Source organism: Fictibacillus marinisediminis (assembly GCF_023149135.1).
Lineage (GTDB): Bacteria > Bacillota > Bacilli > Bacillales > Fictibacillaceae > Fictibacillus_C > Fictibacillus_C marinisediminis.
Genome location: NZ_JAIWJX010000002.1, coordinates 3269713 through 3285276 on the forward strand (window position 1 = coordinate 3269713; position 15564 = coordinate 3285276).

Below are 15564 nucleotides of genomic sequence, written 5' to 3' on the forward strand. Positions count from 1 at the left end.
CAATTTCTCACTCCTTCCATTCCATAGTAACACAAAATAGTCTAGCCAGGTAAAGGGAAATTAATCACTTATCTCGGTGCCTGGCACTGCTTTTTGACACTTGTGTAATTGCGGTGCCTGGCACCGTATTGAATAAATAAAAAAGTGCTCCGGTGTAATCACCGGAGCCAAATTGAGAGAGTATGTTTCAAGATAAGGCATTATTAGAATAAATTTAGATAACGTAGCGTTCTTCTTCCAAGACAACAGCAGCAATTTCACGTTTCTTCTTGATTACGTTGATTGGTGTGTGGCGGGTAAGCTTACGCAGTGCGGACAGCATCATGCGCAAAGTGTCCCCTTCTTCCACTCCGATAATGGATTCCTTCGCATGTGCTTCGATGCGGTTGAAGGCTTCCTGACAGAACACCTCTGTCATGAGCACTTTTTGCGTGTTTCTTTCAAGATTTGTTCTGTTGATCGCTTTTTCCGTACGAAGAACGACAGATTCCATCGCGTACACTTCACTGACCATATCCGCCATGTTGGCAAGCAGCTCCTGCTCGTTTTCAAGCTTAGGTCCAAACTTCTGAACTGCGAGACCAGCTACCATCAGGATGACCTTTTTTGCCATACTTACAAGATATTTCTCCTGCTCAAGCGGCTCCGTTCCTACTTCCTGCGGCATCATCATCATGAGCTCATTCTGAAGCGCGGTCGCTTTCTCGATTAGAGGAAGCTCGCCTTTCATGGCTTTACGGACGAGGGTGCCTGGCACCAATAAGCGGTTGATCTCGTTTGTTCCTTCAAAAATACGATTAATACGGGCATCGCGGTACATTCCCTCGACTTCGTATTCACTCATGAAGCCATATCCGCCATGAATCTGGACAGCTTCGTCAGCTACATAATCCAGCACTTCAGAGGCGAAGAACTTGTTTAATGAGCATTCAATCGCATATTCAGCAATGGCTTTTCCGATTTGCAGCCCATCCTTTTGAGCTTCTTCACTCAAGCTGCCGAGACGTGTCTCAAACAAACCGACTGTACGATAAACCGAGCTTTCTGACGCATATGTTTGAAGCGCCATGTTAGCGATCTTTTCCTGAATCAGGCTAAAGGAACTGATTTTGCGTTTGAATTGAGAGCGCTCGTTTGCATACTTCGCAGAAACTTCGATTCCGCGTTTCGCAGCACCAACGCATCCGATCGCAAGCTTATAGCGTCCGATGTTCAAAATGTTAAACGCGATTACGTGCCCTCTTCCCGGCTCACCAAGAAGATTTTCTTTCGGCACGTGAACGTCTTCTAAAATAAGCGTTCGGGTGGATGAAGATTTAATACCCATTTTCTTTTCTTCCGGCCCTGTGGAAACACCCGGATAATCCCTTTCTACGATAAACGCAGAGAATTGTTCTCCATCAATTTTCGCATACACGACAAAAACATCGGCAAAAGCGGAGTTTGTGATCCATTGCTTTTCTCCGTTCAGCACATAATGTGTGCCTTCAGCGTTCAGCCTCGCCGTAGTTTTGGCACCTAGAGCATCGGAACCAGATCCCGGCTCAGTGAGTGCATAAGCTGCAATTTTTGCTCCTACTGCCAGATCAGGCAGATACTTTTTCTTCTGTTCCTCGTTACCAAAGAGGACAATCGGCAGAGAACCGATTCCAACGTGGGCACCATAGCTGATCGAAAAGCCGCGTCCGCGTGCAAATTTCTCAGTGATTAAGGAAGAAGAAATTTTATCAAGGCCAAGGCCGCCGTATTCTTCAGGAACATCAGCACCAAGAAGACCCAGCTCTCCCGCTTTCGTTAGGAGCTGCCTGGAAATATCGAACTCATGGTTCTCAAGCTTATCAAGCTGCGGAACAACTTCTTTAACCACATAATCCTCAGTCGTTTTGGCGATCATAAGGTGTTCTTCTGAAAAATCCTCCGGTGTAAAAAGGTCCTCAGCCTGAATATCTTCCACTAAAAAGCTTCCGCCTTTAAAAACCTTTTCCATTGTGTTAGACATGTTTATTCCCTCCTGTATTGGATTAGCCTACTAATTCAAAAACACCAGCAGCACCCATTCCGCCGCCGATACACATCGTTACGACACCGAACTGCTCTCCTCTGCGCTTCATTTCATGAAGAAGTGTAAGAGTAAGCTTTGCTCCGGAACATCCAAGCGGATGGCCGAGAGCGATTCCTCCACCGTTGACATTGACTCTGTCTTCCGGAAGACCCAGCTCACGAATCACTTGCACAGCCTGTGAAGCAAATGCTTCATTCAGCTCGAACAAGCCGATATCTGATACTTCCAGACCAGCAAGCTTTAACGCTTTAGGAACAGCAGCTACAGGACCGATTCCCATGATTTCAGGCGGTACACCTGCAACAGCAAAACTTCTGAATTTCAGGAGTGGGGTCAATCCTTCCGCTTCTGCTTTTTCACGGTCCATGACAAGTACTGTCGCAGCGCCGTCACTCGTCTGTGATGCGTTACCTGCCGTTACAGAACCATTAATAGAGAATGCAGGACGCAGACGCGCAAGTCCTTCAATGGTTGTATCAGGGCGAACACCTTCGTCCGTGTCGACTGTGAATTGTTTTTCTTTTAATTTATTGTCTTCTCCCAGCCAGCGTCTTGTTACAGGAACTGAAACAATCTCATCCTTAAACCTGCCTTCCTGGATGGCACGTGCAGCATTTTGATGGCTTCGAACAGCAAAGGCATCCTGATCTTCCCTCGTTACACCAAATCGCTTTGCCACTTCCTCGGCTGTGAATCCCATCCCCATGTAATATTGAGGAACCGTTTCAACCAGGTAAGGATTCGGTTTGATGACATGGCCTTCCATCGGCAGCAGACTCATCGACTCAGCTCCTCCGGCTAAAACAGCCTGCGCATGACCGAGCATAATTTTCTCGGCTCCATAAGCAATACTTTGAAGTCCTGAGGAACAGAACCGGTTAACGGTAATAGCCGGTATGGTATCCGGGAGGCCTGCTCTCGCCCCGATCAATCTTGCCATGTTCATGCCCTGTTCTGCCTCTGGAATGGCACATCCCATGATGAGATCGTCAATCGGGCCGTCATAGCCGCCAGCGCGCCGCAGTGTTTCTTTTACGGTGATCGCTGCGAGTTCATCTGAACGCATTTGAGCGAAGGAACCTTTTTTTGCCTTGCCTATGGGTGTTCTTGCTCCTGCTACGATTACAGCTTCTTTCAGCATTGTTTCCCCTCCTTTTAGTTGCGAAGCGGTTTTCCTTTAGTCAGCATATACTGCATTCTTGCTTGGGATTTTGGCTCACCCGCAAGACTCAGGAAAGCTTCCCGTTCGAGATCCAATAAGTATTGCTCATCGACCAGTGTTCCTTCAGGGACTCTTCCGCCTGACAGAACAAAGGCGAGCTTCTTAGCTATTTTCAGATCATGCTCGGAGACATAGCCTCCAAATCTCATCGTTTCAGCACCGAGTGAAAGTGTCGCATAACCCGCTTCACCGACAACCGGTATCTTTTTGCGTTTCGGCGGCTGGTACCCCTGCTTCGCCAATGAAAGAACGCGCTGTTTGGCATCATACAGAAGATGATCGCTGTTAACAGAGATTCCATCCTGCGGCCTTAAGAATCCAAGCTTTTCAGCTTCTTGTGCTGAAGTAGAAACCTTGGCCATCGCAATGGTTTCAAACACTTGGTTAACAACACCTTGAAGATCCAATTTTGCACCTTTAGGCAGACGTTCCACCTGGCGAAGCAGCAATTCTTTGTTTCCGCCTCCGCCTGGGATTAACCCGACACCTACTTCTACAAGGCCCATATATGTTTCAGAAGACATTTGCATCTCAGCTGCAGGAAGAGAAACTTCCACTCCTCCGCCAAGGCTCATGCCAAAGTTTGCGGTAACGACCGGTTTTTTGCTGTAGCGCACCATTCCCATCGTATTCTGGAACTGGCGGACCATCATATCCAGCTCATAAAAATTGTCATCTTGTGCTTCCATTAAAATAAGCATCAGGTTGGCACCTACGCAGAAGTTTTTCCCCTGGTTTCCGATGACAAGCCCTTCGTAATTTCTTTCTACTTCTTCCAGCGCTTTATGGAGCATCATGATGATATCAGGGCCCATGGCGTTGTTTGGAGACGTAAATTCTAAACAGGCTACCCCGTCCCCCATGTCGATCAGACTCGCACCGTTGTTCTTTGTGATCAGGTTTCCTTTGTTTTTCAGCAATGAAAGGTGAATCGTCTTTTTGTTTTCTTTGACTCTTCTATAGTCACCGTTATGGTAGAACGAAACTTCACCCTGCTCTGTCTGGTAGAAAGAATTGTTTCCGCTTTCAACAAACTCATGAATCCAGGATGGTACAGTCTCTCCTTCATCCGTCATGCGTTTAACGGATTCTTTCACTCCGATGGCATCCCAGATCTCAAACGGTCCATGCTCCCATCCGAAGCCCCATTTCATCGCATTATCGATGGCAACAATATCATCCGCGATTTCATACGCTTTTTCAGCAGAGTAGATCAATACCGGCTTAACTATCGACCAAAGCATCTCTCCTGCACGGTCTTTACTATATAAAAGCGCTTTCACTTTTTGCTCTGTTGTCTTCAATTGTTTTGCCTGTTCCGTGGTGGCGGTCTTCAGTTTTTGGCGCGGCTTGTATTCCAGTGTAGAAGGATCCAGTTCAAGGATCTCTGCTCCCTGCTTGCTCTTCTGTTTTAAATAGAAGCCTTGGCCGGATTTGCTTCCCATCCACCCTTTTTCCACCATTTCGTTCAAGAATGGAGGAACATCAAACACTTCTTTTTCTTTTCCTTCCACTTGGTCATATACGTTTCTTGCCACGTGAAGGAAGGTATCCAATCCAACCACGTCAAGGGTCCTGAAGGTCGCACTTTTCGGGCGGCCGATCAGCGGGCCTGTCACAGAATCAATCTCCCCTACGCTGTACCCCTGTTTCATCATTTCCTGAACCGTGACCATCAGGCCGTATGTTCCAATCCTGTTGGCGATGAAGTTCGGTGTATCTTTTGCTACGACTACGCCTTTTCCAAGTATGTTCTCCCCAAATTCCTTCATAAAAGAAACGATCTCAGGGCTGGTATCCTTTGTTGGGATGATTTCCAACAGTTTTAAGTATCGCGGCGGATTAAAGAAATGCGTGCCCAGGAAATGTTCTTTAAAGTCGTCAGAACGATCCGCTGCCATCGCGTGGATGGAAATACCTGATGTGTTAGAGCTAATAATTGAACCTTTCTTACGGAATTGTTCTACTTGTTCAAAAATCTGACGCTTTACATCCAGCCGTTCAACAACGACCTCAATGATCCAGTCCACATCATTCAGCTTTGATAAGTCATCTGTAAAGTTGCCGACTGAAATTAAATCAAGATTTTCTTTTACCGCCAGAGGTGCTGGTTTTTGTTTAAGCATTCTTTCCTTTGCCTGTATGGTGAGTCTGTTGCGGAACTGGGGGCTGTCTTCCGTAATGCCTTTTGCCTTTTCAGCCTCTGACAGTTCTCTCGGCACCATATCCAGAAGCAAAGTAGGGATTCCTACATTCGCGAGATGTGCAGCGATTCCTGCTCCCATCACTCCAGACCCTAGAACAGCAGCCTTTTGAATGGTTATGGCCATCTTTTTTCCTCCTTCAGCTATTGAATGAACACTCATTCATTTTTAGGGTAAAAAAAATAAATGACTACTTTTTAAATTTAGTTCTATACTCATCATAAGACATTTCGATTATTTTGACAACATAGAATTTTCTTTCTTTTTGTAAAGGTTTTTGTCATAGTAAAACCAAGCCCTAAACACACATCAAAACATCAAAGGAAGTGAAGTCATGTCAGTTAAAGTAGGAGTTCTGATCCTTCACGGAATCGGCAACCAGGATGAAACGTACGCCGATGATTTTATGCATTCATTAAAACATAGCTTCGGACAAAAAATTGCTTCCTTTCATCATGCACCTGAAACGCAGATTGAAATGGTCCCTGTTTTTTGGGGCGGCGTATTCAATGAAAGAGAAGAAGACTTATGGACTTCGATGGATAAGAAGATTTCGCTGAATTATGCCCCTCTTCGCCAGTTTGTCATTCGCTTTTTCGGTGATGCTATCGCTTATCAGCCAGCTCCCATTTCATCCTCGCATTTAAATCCAAACTACGAAAGAGTTCATGAAACCGTTGCGAAAGGCTTACATACACTGCGGAACAAAGCAGGTGATCAAACTCCGCTTTCTGTCGTATCTCACAGCCTTGGAACGGTTATAGCGAGCAATTATTTTTATGACCTTCAATTTATCCCGGAAAAAATTCCTGACAGCATCAAAAGCTTAAAGTCAAATAATCCTCTGGAAAACGGTGAAACCCTATCCAGCTTTTATACGATGGGGACTCCCATGCCTTTATGGACGTTAAGATATTCAGATTTTGACAGTCCCATCCGCGTCCCATCGCCTCATTTTAAAAAGCATTGCAGCCATGTTCAAGGAGAATGGGTTAATTTTTATGATCAGGATGATGTTATTGCATTTCCCTTAAAAACATTAAATGAGGAATACAGCCGGTCGGTGACAAAAGACATTGAAGTGAACACTGGAAATCTTTTTGCTTCTTGGTCGCCCCTCTCCCATCTCTATTATTTTAAAACGGACAAAATCATCGACCATATCAGTTCCTCACTGTCCAAGCTCTGGAAAACCATTAATAAAGTTAATGGATAGTTAAAGTTTACGACAGAGTTTTCCGGGAATCCGGAATTTTTTCCGTTTTTCCGGAATTTAATTCATTCTTAACCTACGTGGACTTTCACGCCATTCGTCCTCTTTCCTTTCCGAAATTTCGGAATAAAATCTTCATGAAATATTCATAAAAATTTCAAAAGTCTGATAGCGCTTTAATTTCTTCGTTTTGGCACGGAACTTGCAAGATAGAAAACAGAGCAGAAAAAAGGAGTGAATGCTTATGAAACCTGTAATATCTTCATTTCAAGAAGCCGTAAAGGACATTCAGGACGGTTCCGTACTCATGGTAGGCGGCTTCGGACTGGTCGGTATCCCTGAAAATCTGATTCTGGCCCTTGTTGAGAAAGGGACCAAAGATTTAACCGTCATCTCCAATAACTGCGGGGTGGATGATTGGGGTCTTGGCCTGCTTTTGAAAAATAAACAGATAAAGAAGATGGTAGGTTCTTATGTAGGAGAGAACAAAGAATTTGAGCGGCAAGTTTTATCAGGTGAAATTGAAGTCGAACTGATCCCGCAAGGCACATTGGCAGAAAGGATTCGAGCCGGCGGTGCTGGCATTCCTGCGTTTTATACCCCTGCTGGAGTGGGTACTCCACTTGCTGAAGGCAGAGAAATCCGATCTTTCGGCGGGAAAGAATACATGCTGGAAACTGGACTTCAGGCAGACTTCAGCCTCGTTCGTGCGGCCAAAGCCGACAGAATGGGTAATCTGATCTACCACAAAACAGCGAGAAACTTTAATCCAATGATGGCAGCAGCAGGCAAGGTAACGATCGCTGAAGTTGAAGAGCTTGAAGAGGCCGGCTGCCTCGTAGCGGATGCAATCCACACTCCCGGCATCTATGTCCAATCCCTTATTGTCGGTGTACAGGAAAAAAGAATTGAAAGGTTAACAGTTGCCAATTAACCGGAACGGAGGAAATACATGGGTACGAATGTAATGGATAAGAAAGCGATTAGAGAAAAGATCGCAAAACGTGCTGAACAGGAAATTGAAAGCGGTTACTATGTCAACCTCGGAATCGGAATGCCTACCCTTGTTGCCAATTATATCTCGGCGGATAAAAGTGTCGTTCTGCAGTCTGAGAATGGACTTTTGGGAATCGGACCTTATCCATCTGAAGAAAAGGTTGATCCCGATTTAATCAATGCAGGAAAAGAGACCATTACTGCGATTGAAGGAGCATCTTATTTTGACAGTGCTGAATCATTCGGCATGATCCGCGGCGGGCATATTGACATTGCTATCCTTGGAGGTATGGAGGTTTCCGGAAGCGGTGACCTCGCTAACTGGATGATTCCCGGAAAAATGATAAAAGGGATGGGCGGTGCGATGGATCTTGTCCACGGAGCAAAAAAGATCATCGTCATCATGGACCATGTCAGCAAAGACGGGAAAAGCAAGATTTTAAATGAATGCACACTTCCGCTAACTGGACGCGGTGTCGTAAACCGAATTATCACGGAGCGTGCGGTTATGGATGTGACGGATAACGGATTGGAGCTTGTTGAAGTCGCCCAAGGCTATACCGTGGAAGACATTCAGCAAAGCACCGAACCTCACCTTGCTGTTTCAAAAAATATTAAGCTCGAAGCCTATTAATTGATAGGATTACGAAAGGAGTGATGCCGTTCTTTCAGCTGTTTTGCAAAATGCTCTTTTCTAAAAGATTGTTGCCTGGGGAACATTTTTGTAAAGAAACTTCATTGACAAGTTGATAGGAGTGCAAGGTACGAGACTCCTCGAAAATGAATTTCACATTTTCTTCGTGCGATATAACGCTGCCGAAGCCTTCCTTGTCCTGCGGGGGAAGCGTGACAGGCGAGACACGCAGGCGCGTGCGCCGAGGGGCTCAGCGCACGCCCCGCGGAAAGCGAGCATCCTGAAACGGAGATCAACCAACCTCAATAGCAACAAAGGTTGCGAAAACAGCCTTGCAAAAACAGAGTTTGGCATTCAGGTCAGAAACACTTATAGGGGGGTTACCTAGTGGATATTATTATTATTCTGTTGGCTTTATTTTTCCTTATGTTTGTCGCATACCGTGGCTTCAGTGTCATTTTGTTTGCACCGATCGCTGCACTTTTCGCGGTGCTTTTAACAGATCCTGGCCATGTCCTTCCGTTCTTCTCGGGAGTATTCATGGAAAAGATGGTCGGATTTATTAAACTATATTTCCCGGTTTTCTTACTTGGAGCGATTTTCGGGAAAGTCATAGAAATGTCAGGCTTTGCAAAATCTATCACAAGAGCGGTTATCAAATTAATCGGACCGAGCAGAGCGATGCTGGCGATTGTCCTTGTCGGCGCCATTCTGACATACGGCGGCGTTTCCCTGTTCGTCGTAGCATTTGCACTCTACCCATTCGCTTCTGAACTGTTTAAAGCTGCGGATATTCCAAAACGCCTCATACCTGGAACCATCGCGCTTGGTGCGTTCACCTTTACGATGGATGCTTTTCCTGGAACACCGCAGATTCAGAACATTATTCCTACTACGTTTTTTAAAACAGATACGTGGGCTGCACCTTGGCTTGGATTGATCGGCGGTCTTTTTGTTCTTGCGATTGGTATGACTTATTTAGAATGGAGAAGAAGAAAAGCAGCAAAAGCTGGCGAGGGCTATGGAACAGGCCATATCAACGAGCCGGAACAAATTCCGGATGAAGTGCTTCCGAATGCCTTTATTGCTATTCTGCCCCTTCTTCTCGTCGGTATTTTCAACAAAGTATTTACAACCATGATCCCGAAGTATTACGGCACCGTTTTTGATTTTACAAAAATCGGCATGAAAGATGTGCCGCCGGTTGAAATTCCAAAGCTTGCGGCGGTCTGGGCAGTAGAAGGCGCACTTGTCATCGGAATTGTAACGGTTCTCTTGTTTGCTTTCAGACAAGTAAAATCAAATTTCAACGCCGGCATCAATATTTCAATCGGCGGAGCCCTGCTCGCTACACTCAATACCGCTTCCGAATATGGATTCGGCGGAGTAATCGCTGCCCTCCCTGGTTTTGCCTCTGTCAATAAAGGCATGGCCGATACTATTCAGGACCCGCTTGTTAACGAAGCTGTAACAACAACGGCCCTGGCAGGTATTACTGGTTCGGCTTCCGGCGGTTTGAGTATTGCCCTGGCAACGATGGGTGACAAATATGTCGCACAAGCCGATAAGCTTGGAATTGATCCAGAAGTACTTCACAGAGTAGCTTCAATGGCAAGCGGAGGCATGGATACACTTCCTCATAACGGAGCGGTCATCACCCTGCTCGCGGTTACCGGGCTAACTCATAAACAATCCTATATTGATATTTTTGCGATGACCCTCATTAAGACAATTGCTGTATTTTTCGTTATCGCCCTTTATTATCTTTTCGGCATCGTTTAAAAGAAAAGCGCAAGCACACCGTTAAGGTCCGATAAAGAAGACACGGCTCATGTCCTTAATGAAGCGCTGGAGTTCTTTCCCAGCAACACGCTTTTTGTGTTGAGGGGGAAGAGCGAAGTGACCAGGAACGAAAAAAGCTGTTTATTTTCGTCCTTCGATGGCCTGGGCTGAAAACAAGAAACACGTTTTCAGTCTTGGGTGCTGGAGCTAGACATTTCTTCACAGCTTATTCTTACATCAACATGTAAAAGGAGAAAATGGTATGGGAAGCTTAGTACAGGATAAAGTCGCATTTATTACAGGAGCTGCAAGCGGAATCGGACTTGAGATCGCGATGGATTTTGCCAAGGAAGGGGCAAAGGTGGCCATTTGTGATTTAAATGAAGAAAAAGCCAAGGATGCTGCTTTGTCACTTAGAGATAAAGGCTATCACGCTATAGGAACAGCCTGTGATGTCAGTGATGAAGAAGCGCTCAAACGGGCGATGGATGAGACCGTTCACGAATTTGGAAGACTGGATGTCGTCATCAACAACGCCGGCCTGCAGCATGTATCACCCATTGAAGATTTCCCGACTGAGAAATTTGAGCAACTGATCAAAGTGATGCTGACTGCGCCGTTCATGGCGACGAAACACGCGTTTCCGATCATGAAAAAACAAGGCTTCGGACGCATCATCAATATGGCATCCATCAATGGGCTTGTCGGTTTTGCCGGAAAAGCTGCCTATAACAGTGCCAAACACGGTGTGATCGGGCTGACGAAAGTAGCCGCCCTTGAAGGTGCAGAGCATGGAGTTACTGTAAATGCCATCTGCCCTGGCTACGTGGATACACCGCTTGTAAGGAACCAGCTTTCAGACTTGGCACGTACCCGAAATGTAGAACTTGAAAAAGTACTGGAAGAGGTCATCTACCCTCTCGTTCCCCAGAAACGTTTGCTTTCAGTTAAGGAGATTTCTGATTATGCGATCTTCCTCGCGAGCGATAAGGCTGGAGGAGTTACTGGCCAGGCGGTTGTGATCGATGGCGGATACACCGCTCAATAAAAACAGTGAGAGAAAAATGGATATCAACAACGAGAAGAGCCCGCCTGTAATCCTGGAGGGCTCTTCTCTATTTAGAATGGAGGAATTGATGTGAGAATGAAATGGATTGGGATTACAGCTGCTGCATCTCTATTGCTTTTTTCAAGTCTATCAGAGGTCCATGCTGCCAAGGATTCCAGGCAGCCAGTTGATTTTAAAGGTGCCCACGGTGTCACCGAAACTATTTTTGACGGAAAAGACGGAAATTGGATGACAACGAAAAATCCGAAGCAGTATGAAGCCGCAACGGTCTATGGAAACCTTGGTCTTGCTCCATACAATTGGGGAGATAAGTCAATGGGAACAGGCTGGAACAAGCTGTATCAGCCGGCCGAAATTACTGGCACTCAGGTAAACGGCATTTTTGATGATGCCCATTTTGTGGTCAGAGTACCGGATGATTGGAACGGCAAGCTGGTTGTTTCCGGTATTCCTGCTACTCGGAATGAAACCTCGACAGACCTTCTCTTCAGTGACTTTATGCTGGCTAAAGGATATGCATTTGCAGCCAGTGATAAAGGAACTCAAGGGACAGCCGATCCTAATGATCCTTTTGCCAAAGTGAAAAATGCTCTTGCCAGTGAGGATGACAGCATTCCCGAATGGCACCAAAGGTTCCGGCAAGTAACCATCGCCGCTCAAAACTATCTTGTTAAACACTATTCAGATCAGCTTATCAAGAGAAACGACAGAAAAAATCCCGCAAGTAAACTGATCACCCCTCATCACCGCGTACCGACGTATGCGGTCGGCATATCCAATGGAGGCTATGTCGTCCGCTATGCGCTGGAGCATGACGGCATGAAAAAAGCAGGGCACCCCCCTTTATTTGACGGAGGCATCGATTGGGAAGGTGTATTATGGAGAGCTCATGATCCCAATCTGATCACGTCTCTCACTCCTGTTGTCAACCATACAGAAAAAGCGCTGTATGGTACTCCTGCAGAACAAAAAACCGCACGCGAGGAGTTATATGAAGCCGGCCTTCCCAAGGGATCAGAAAATCTATGGAGCTACCATGACCAGGTATACTGGTTTGTAACATTAAATATATACAGAGATGAACTGGATCCATCCGCTCCAAACCGTCTCGACTGGAGAAACTACTTAAACTTCACGAACGGCGTCCGCGACCGCACCTATGATTCCATTTTTCAAGGCTATGATTATAACTCCCGCCCGGAACAAGTGAAAAAAAACGTAGAAGGCATTGAAAATACAGGAGAAATCAACGTGCCGCTGATCAGCCTGACTGGTTCATGGGATTCTCTCATTTTCCCGTCTGTCCATGCTGATCCATATGACAAGCTCATCAAAAAGAAAGGCCGGGGCAAGCTTCACCGGCTGTATACCATCGAGAAGGGAAATCATGTGGACAGTTTGGTTTGGAACAGTGCCACAGATGCTAAAAAGGAGCTGCAGCCGCTTCTTCCTTACGTCTATCAATCGTTTGATCTCCTTGTAGACTGGGTCGAGAACAACCAAAAAGCACCGGATAGCAAGAAAGTTGGAACGCCCAACGACGCTACAAAAGTTATTGATCTAAAAACAGGAAAAGAACGAGAACCGATGACAACCTCTGTCGACGGAAACTAGGACAGCATCAATAAGAATGAAAAGCGCACCCGGTATGAATACAGCCCGGGTGCGCTCTCGCTTCGATTCAGATAAAAAAGGATGCCCGTTCTATCTGGCATCCTTCAACTATTACTTGCCAAATACACCTTTTAATACAAACATGACGTTGGCAGGACGTTCAGCCAGACGGCGCATGAAGTAGCCGTACCAGTCGTTTCCGTAAGGGACATAAATGCGCATTTTGTACCCTTCCTGCATGAGTTGATCCTGGCGCTCTACTTTAATGCCGTAAAGCATCTGGAATTCAAACTGATCCATCGGAATGGAGTGCTTTTCAACAAGCGCTTTTGTATAGTTGATGATTTCGTCATCATGAGTTGCAATAGCCGTATAATTGCCATTCAACAGGTGTGTTTCAATTAGTTTTTTATAGTTTTCATCCACATCAGTTTTGTCAGGGAAAGCAACTTCAGAGGATTCCTTATATGCCCCCTTAACAAGACGAAGATTTGGATGGTAATCATTTAAATCCTTCACATCATCAAGTGAACGGTAAAGGTAAGCCTGAATTACGGTTGAAATATTATCAAATTCACTTTTCAGCTTTTTGAAGATGTCCAGCGTTTTCCCGCAGCGCGTGTAATCCTCCATGTCGATGGTTACAAATACATTATGCTTCTGGGCAGTTTCCATGATCTTGCGCATGTTCGCCATCACAAGGTCATCACTGATGTCCAGACCCATAGAAGTCAGCTTTAAAGAAAGCTGGGAATTGACGTTCTCTTTTGCGATAGCTTTGATCGCATCGATACAATGCTCCGTCATTTCCTTCGCCTCGAGCTCGTTGTCGACAAACTCTCCTAAATGGTCGATCGTGACAGGCATACCTTTCTCATTCAGCTTTTTGATTGCTGAAATGGAGCTGTCCAGTGATGCTCCGGCAACAAAGCGGCTCGCTCCAAACTTGAGGCCGTACCTCTTCGCAAGCTTCGTCATTGTTTTGTTCTTCGCAAGAAACAGAAAGAAATCTCTCATCGCCTGTTCCATATCTTTTCCCCCTATAAATTCAGTATCAGTAATCATCTATTTATCTCTTTTATCGGTGCCAGGCACCCGAATTACACAAGTGTGTAATTAAGGTGCCTGGCACCGCATAATTTACTGAACTTTCAATGATGTATCCGCTTTAATAATATCATTTATTTTAACAATAATGGCTTTTTTGAAAAATTTCGACATTTATTGTCGAAAATCTTCCTTCACCTTACAAGACCACCATTGTTTACCTTAATTATATGAGGCATGATGGGGAATTTCTTCTTTCCAGCCTGCAAAAACCTCCTTAATACCTCTATTTTCCGCTATCCTGGCGGTGCTGTTCGTTTAGTTGCTTGATCTCTGAAATGATCTCTTTTATTCCTTCTTTGCCTTCTGGATAGCGTTCGTTCCAATGTTTCACAAGAGCGGGCATCGATTTAGCGATATAGGTATATAAAGCCCACATCTTCACTTTTTCTTTCTTGTCCTCATCACTGTCTCCAAGCAGCAATTCTGTATATTTCTCCAATAGACCATCAAACTGCTCGCGAAGCTGCTGTTCCATGTTGATTCCCTCCCATTTTCCGTCATTGTAACAATAGCGATATGAAAAAGAAAGCCTGGCAAAATAAACTTCTTTTCATTCCATGTTATTTCCACCAAACCCTTTGGGGATAGTTCTCTCTGCCAATGATGACCGCTTCTCCAATTTGAGGAGCAGCAACGGGGACATTTCTTTTCCCCGCTTCTTTCGTCACGCGTTCGATCGGATCAGTCCAATCATGCAACGCCAGCGTAAATGCTGACCAGTGAATGGGGATAAGCAAGTCACCTCTCACATCAATAAATGCCTGAACCGTTTCCTCTGGCATCATATGAATCTCTGACCAGCGATCGTCATACTGTCCGCATTCCATCATCGCTGCATCAAATGGGCCATATCGATCTCCAATGTTTTTAAAATGAGGGCCATACCCGCTGTCCCCGCTAAAAAATATTTTAGACTGCTTTCCTTTGATCACCCATGAACACCATAGGGTCGCGTTCCGATCCGTTAAACTTCGCCCGGAAAAATGCCTGGCAGGTGTACAGACAAGATGAAGCCCTTCCCACTCCATTTCATCCCACCAGTCATGTTCACTAATTCGCCCGGATTCTACTCCCCAACTCTCCAGATGGCTCCCCACTCCGAGCGGGACAAAGAACCGCCCTGCTTTTTCTTTCAATTTTTTGATGGAACGGTAATTAAGATGATCGTAGTGATCGTGTGAAAAAAAGACCGCATCAATGAAAGGCAGATCTTCTACAGAAAACGGCAATGTCTTGCTATACCTCTTCCCTCCGAACATAGGAAAAGGAGAAGGAGCTTGTCCAAACATCGGATCAAGAAGCATGCGCTTGCCATCCATCTCCAGCATGAGGGCCGAATGGCCAAACCAGGTGATCCTTGTGTTCTTTTCGAGACCATCCTGTATTTTGAGTTTTACCGTTTTCAGCGGTTGATCAGGTCTTCCCTTTGGATTTCCTTTAATAAAATCTTTGGCGATCGAGAGGGCCGTAGATAATGAGGTGTCCATCACAGTCGGTGTCTCATTCACAAAATGATCTTGTTTAAATTGAAGCGATTTTTGAAAAGACTGCCTTTTTTGCTTTGACGGTCTACTGCCAAAGTCGGGGTACCCATTCATAAAAAAATACACAAAAAGAAAAAGCCCAATAATCGTGAATAAAACAGCCATCATACGATT

At 45.3% G+C, this 15564-nt stretch carries 12 protein-coding genes; 6 read left to right on the forward strand and 6 right to left on the reverse strand.

Going from position 1 to position 15564, the window contains the following annotated elements; genetic code table 11:
* Positions 1-214: 214 nt before the first annotated feature.
* From LCY76_RS17500 to LCY76_RS17510, 3 genes are read right to left on the reverse strand one after another with little or no spacing between them, the layout of a single operon-like run.
* On the reverse strand, positions 215-1999 hold the full coding sequence (locus tag LCY76_RS17500) for an acyl-CoA dehydrogenase family protein (RefSeq protein WP_248253678.1): 1785 nt from the start codon (positions 1997-1999) through the stop codon (positions 215-217).
* A 22-nt stretch (positions 2000-2021) separates the two neighbouring features.
* Positions 2022-3200, reverse strand: a complete 1179-nt coding sequence (locus LCY76_RS17505; RefSeq protein ID WP_248254713.1) for an acetyl-CoA C-acetyltransferase — start codon at positions 3198-3200, stop codon at positions 2022-2024.
* Positions 3201-3217: 17 nt separating this feature from the next.
* Positions 3218-5614 carry a 3-hydroxyacyl-CoA dehydrogenase/enoyl-CoA hydratase family protein gene (locus LCY76_RS17510; RefSeq protein WP_248253679.1) on the reverse strand — a complete coding sequence of 799 codons (2397 nt, stop codon included), beginning with the start codon at positions 5612-5614 and terminating at the stop codon, positions 3218-3220.
* Positions 5615-5822: 208 nt separating this feature from the next.
* On the opposite strand from LCY76_RS17510, the gene LCY76_RS17515 reads away from it, so the two are divergent.
* The 6 genes from LCY76_RS17515 (at position 5823) to LCY76_RS17540 (ending at position 12796) form a co-directional block, all read left to right on the forward strand.
* The gene (locus tag LCY76_RS17515; RefSeq protein ID WP_248253680.1) at positions 5823-6704 is read left to right on the forward strand and encodes a chemotaxis protein; all 882 of its coding nucleotides are present in this window, start codon (positions 5823-5825) and stop codon (positions 6702-6704) included.
* A gap of 241 nt (positions 6705-6945) precedes the next feature.
* The gene (locus tag LCY76_RS17520) at positions 6946-7635 is read left to right on the forward strand and encodes a CoA transferase subunit A (protein ID WP_248253681.1); all 690 of its coding nucleotides are present in this window, start codon (positions 6946-6948) and stop codon (positions 7633-7635) included.
* A gap of 18 nt (positions 7636-7653) precedes the next feature.
* Positions 7654-8331: a CoA transferase subunit B gene (locus LCY76_RS17525; RefSeq protein ID WP_248253682.1), complete on the forward strand. Its 678-nt coding sequence runs from the start codon at positions 7654-7656 to the stop codon at positions 8329-8331.
* A gap of 387 nt (positions 8332-8718) precedes the next feature.
* Positions 8719-10113, forward strand: a complete 1395-nt coding sequence (locus LCY76_RS17530; RefSeq protein WP_248253683.1) for a GntP family permease — start codon at positions 8719-8721, stop codon at positions 10111-10113.
* A gap of 262 nt (positions 10114-10375) precedes the next feature.
* Positions 10376-11161 carry a 3-hydroxybutyrate dehydrogenase gene (locus tag LCY76_RS17535; RefSeq protein WP_091003272.1) on the forward strand — a complete coding sequence of 262 codons (786 nt, stop codon included), beginning with the start codon at positions 10376-10378 and terminating at the stop codon, positions 11159-11161.
* A gap of 90 nt (positions 11162-11251) precedes the next feature.
* Positions 11252-12796: an alpha/beta hydrolase gene (locus LCY76_RS17540; RefSeq protein WP_248253684.1), complete on the forward strand. Its 1545-nt coding sequence runs from the start codon at positions 11252-11254 to the stop codon at positions 12794-12796.
* Positions 12797-12907: 111 nt separating this feature from the next.
* Here the strand turns inward: LCY76_RS17540 and LCY76_RS17545 are convergent, their stop codons facing one another.
* The 3 genes from LCY76_RS17545 to LCY76_RS17555 all read right to left on the reverse strand — a co-directional run bounded on the left by LCY76_RS17545 (position 12908) and on the right by LCY76_RS17555 (position 15558).
* Positions 12908-13825, reverse strand: a complete 918-nt coding sequence (locus LCY76_RS17545) for a proline dehydrogenase family protein (protein WP_053358484.1) — start codon at positions 13823-13825, stop codon at positions 12908-12910.
* Positions 13826-14129: 304 nt separating this feature from the next.
* Complete coding sequence (locus LCY76_RS17550; RefSeq protein WP_062236886.1) at positions 14130-14381, reverse strand: YusU family protein; 252 nt, start codon at positions 14379-14381, stop codon at positions 14130-14132.
* An 85-nt stretch (positions 14382-14466) separates the two neighbouring features.
* Positions 14467-15558 carry an MBL fold metallo-hydrolase gene (locus LCY76_RS17555; RefSeq protein WP_248253685.1) on the reverse strand — a complete coding sequence of 364 codons (1092 nt, stop codon included), beginning with the start codon at positions 15556-15558 and terminating at the stop codon, positions 14467-14469.
* Positions 15559-15564 lie beyond the last annotated feature (6 nt).

What these genes read in the sequence shown, in the direction of transcription:
- LCY76_RS17520 (WP_248253681.1), top strand. Translation starts at nt 6,946, where the DNA reads ATGAAACCTGTAATATCTTCATTTCAAGAAGCCGTAAAGGACATTCAG.
- LCY76_RS17545 (WP_053358484.1), bottom strand. Translation starts at nt 13,825, where the DNA reads ATGGAACAGGCGATGAGAGATTTCTTTCTGTTTCTTGCGAAGAACAAA.
- LCY76_RS17535 (WP_091003272.1), top strand. Translation starts at nt 10,376, where the DNA reads ATGGGAAGCTTAGTACAGGATAAAGTCGCATTTATTACAGGAGCTGCA.
- LCY76_RS17500 (WP_248253678.1), bottom strand. Translation starts at nt 1,999, where the DNA reads ATGTCTAACACAATGGAAAAGGTTTTTAAAGGCGGAAGCTTTTTAGTG.
- LCY76_RS17515 (WP_248253680.1), top strand. Translation starts at nt 5,823, where the DNA reads ATGTCAGTTAAAGTAGGAGTTCTGATCCTTCACGGAATCGGCAACCAG.
- LCY76_RS17525 (WP_248253682.1), top strand. Translation starts at nt 7,654, where the DNA reads ATGGGTACGAATGTAATGGATAAGAAAGCGATTAGAGAAAAGATCGCA.
- LCY76_RS17550 (WP_062236886.1), bottom strand. Translation starts at nt 14,381, where the DNA reads ATGGAACAGCAGCTTCGCGAGCAGTTTGATGGTCTATTGGAGAAATAT.
- LCY76_RS17555 (WP_248253685.1), bottom strand. Translation starts at nt 15,558, where the DNA reads ATGATGGCTGTTTTATTCACGATTATTGGGCTTTTTCTTTTTGTGTAT.
- LCY76_RS17510 (WP_248253679.1), bottom strand. Translation starts at nt 5,614, where the DNA reads ATGGCCATAACCATTCAAAAGGCTGCTGTTCTAGGGTCTGGAGTGATG.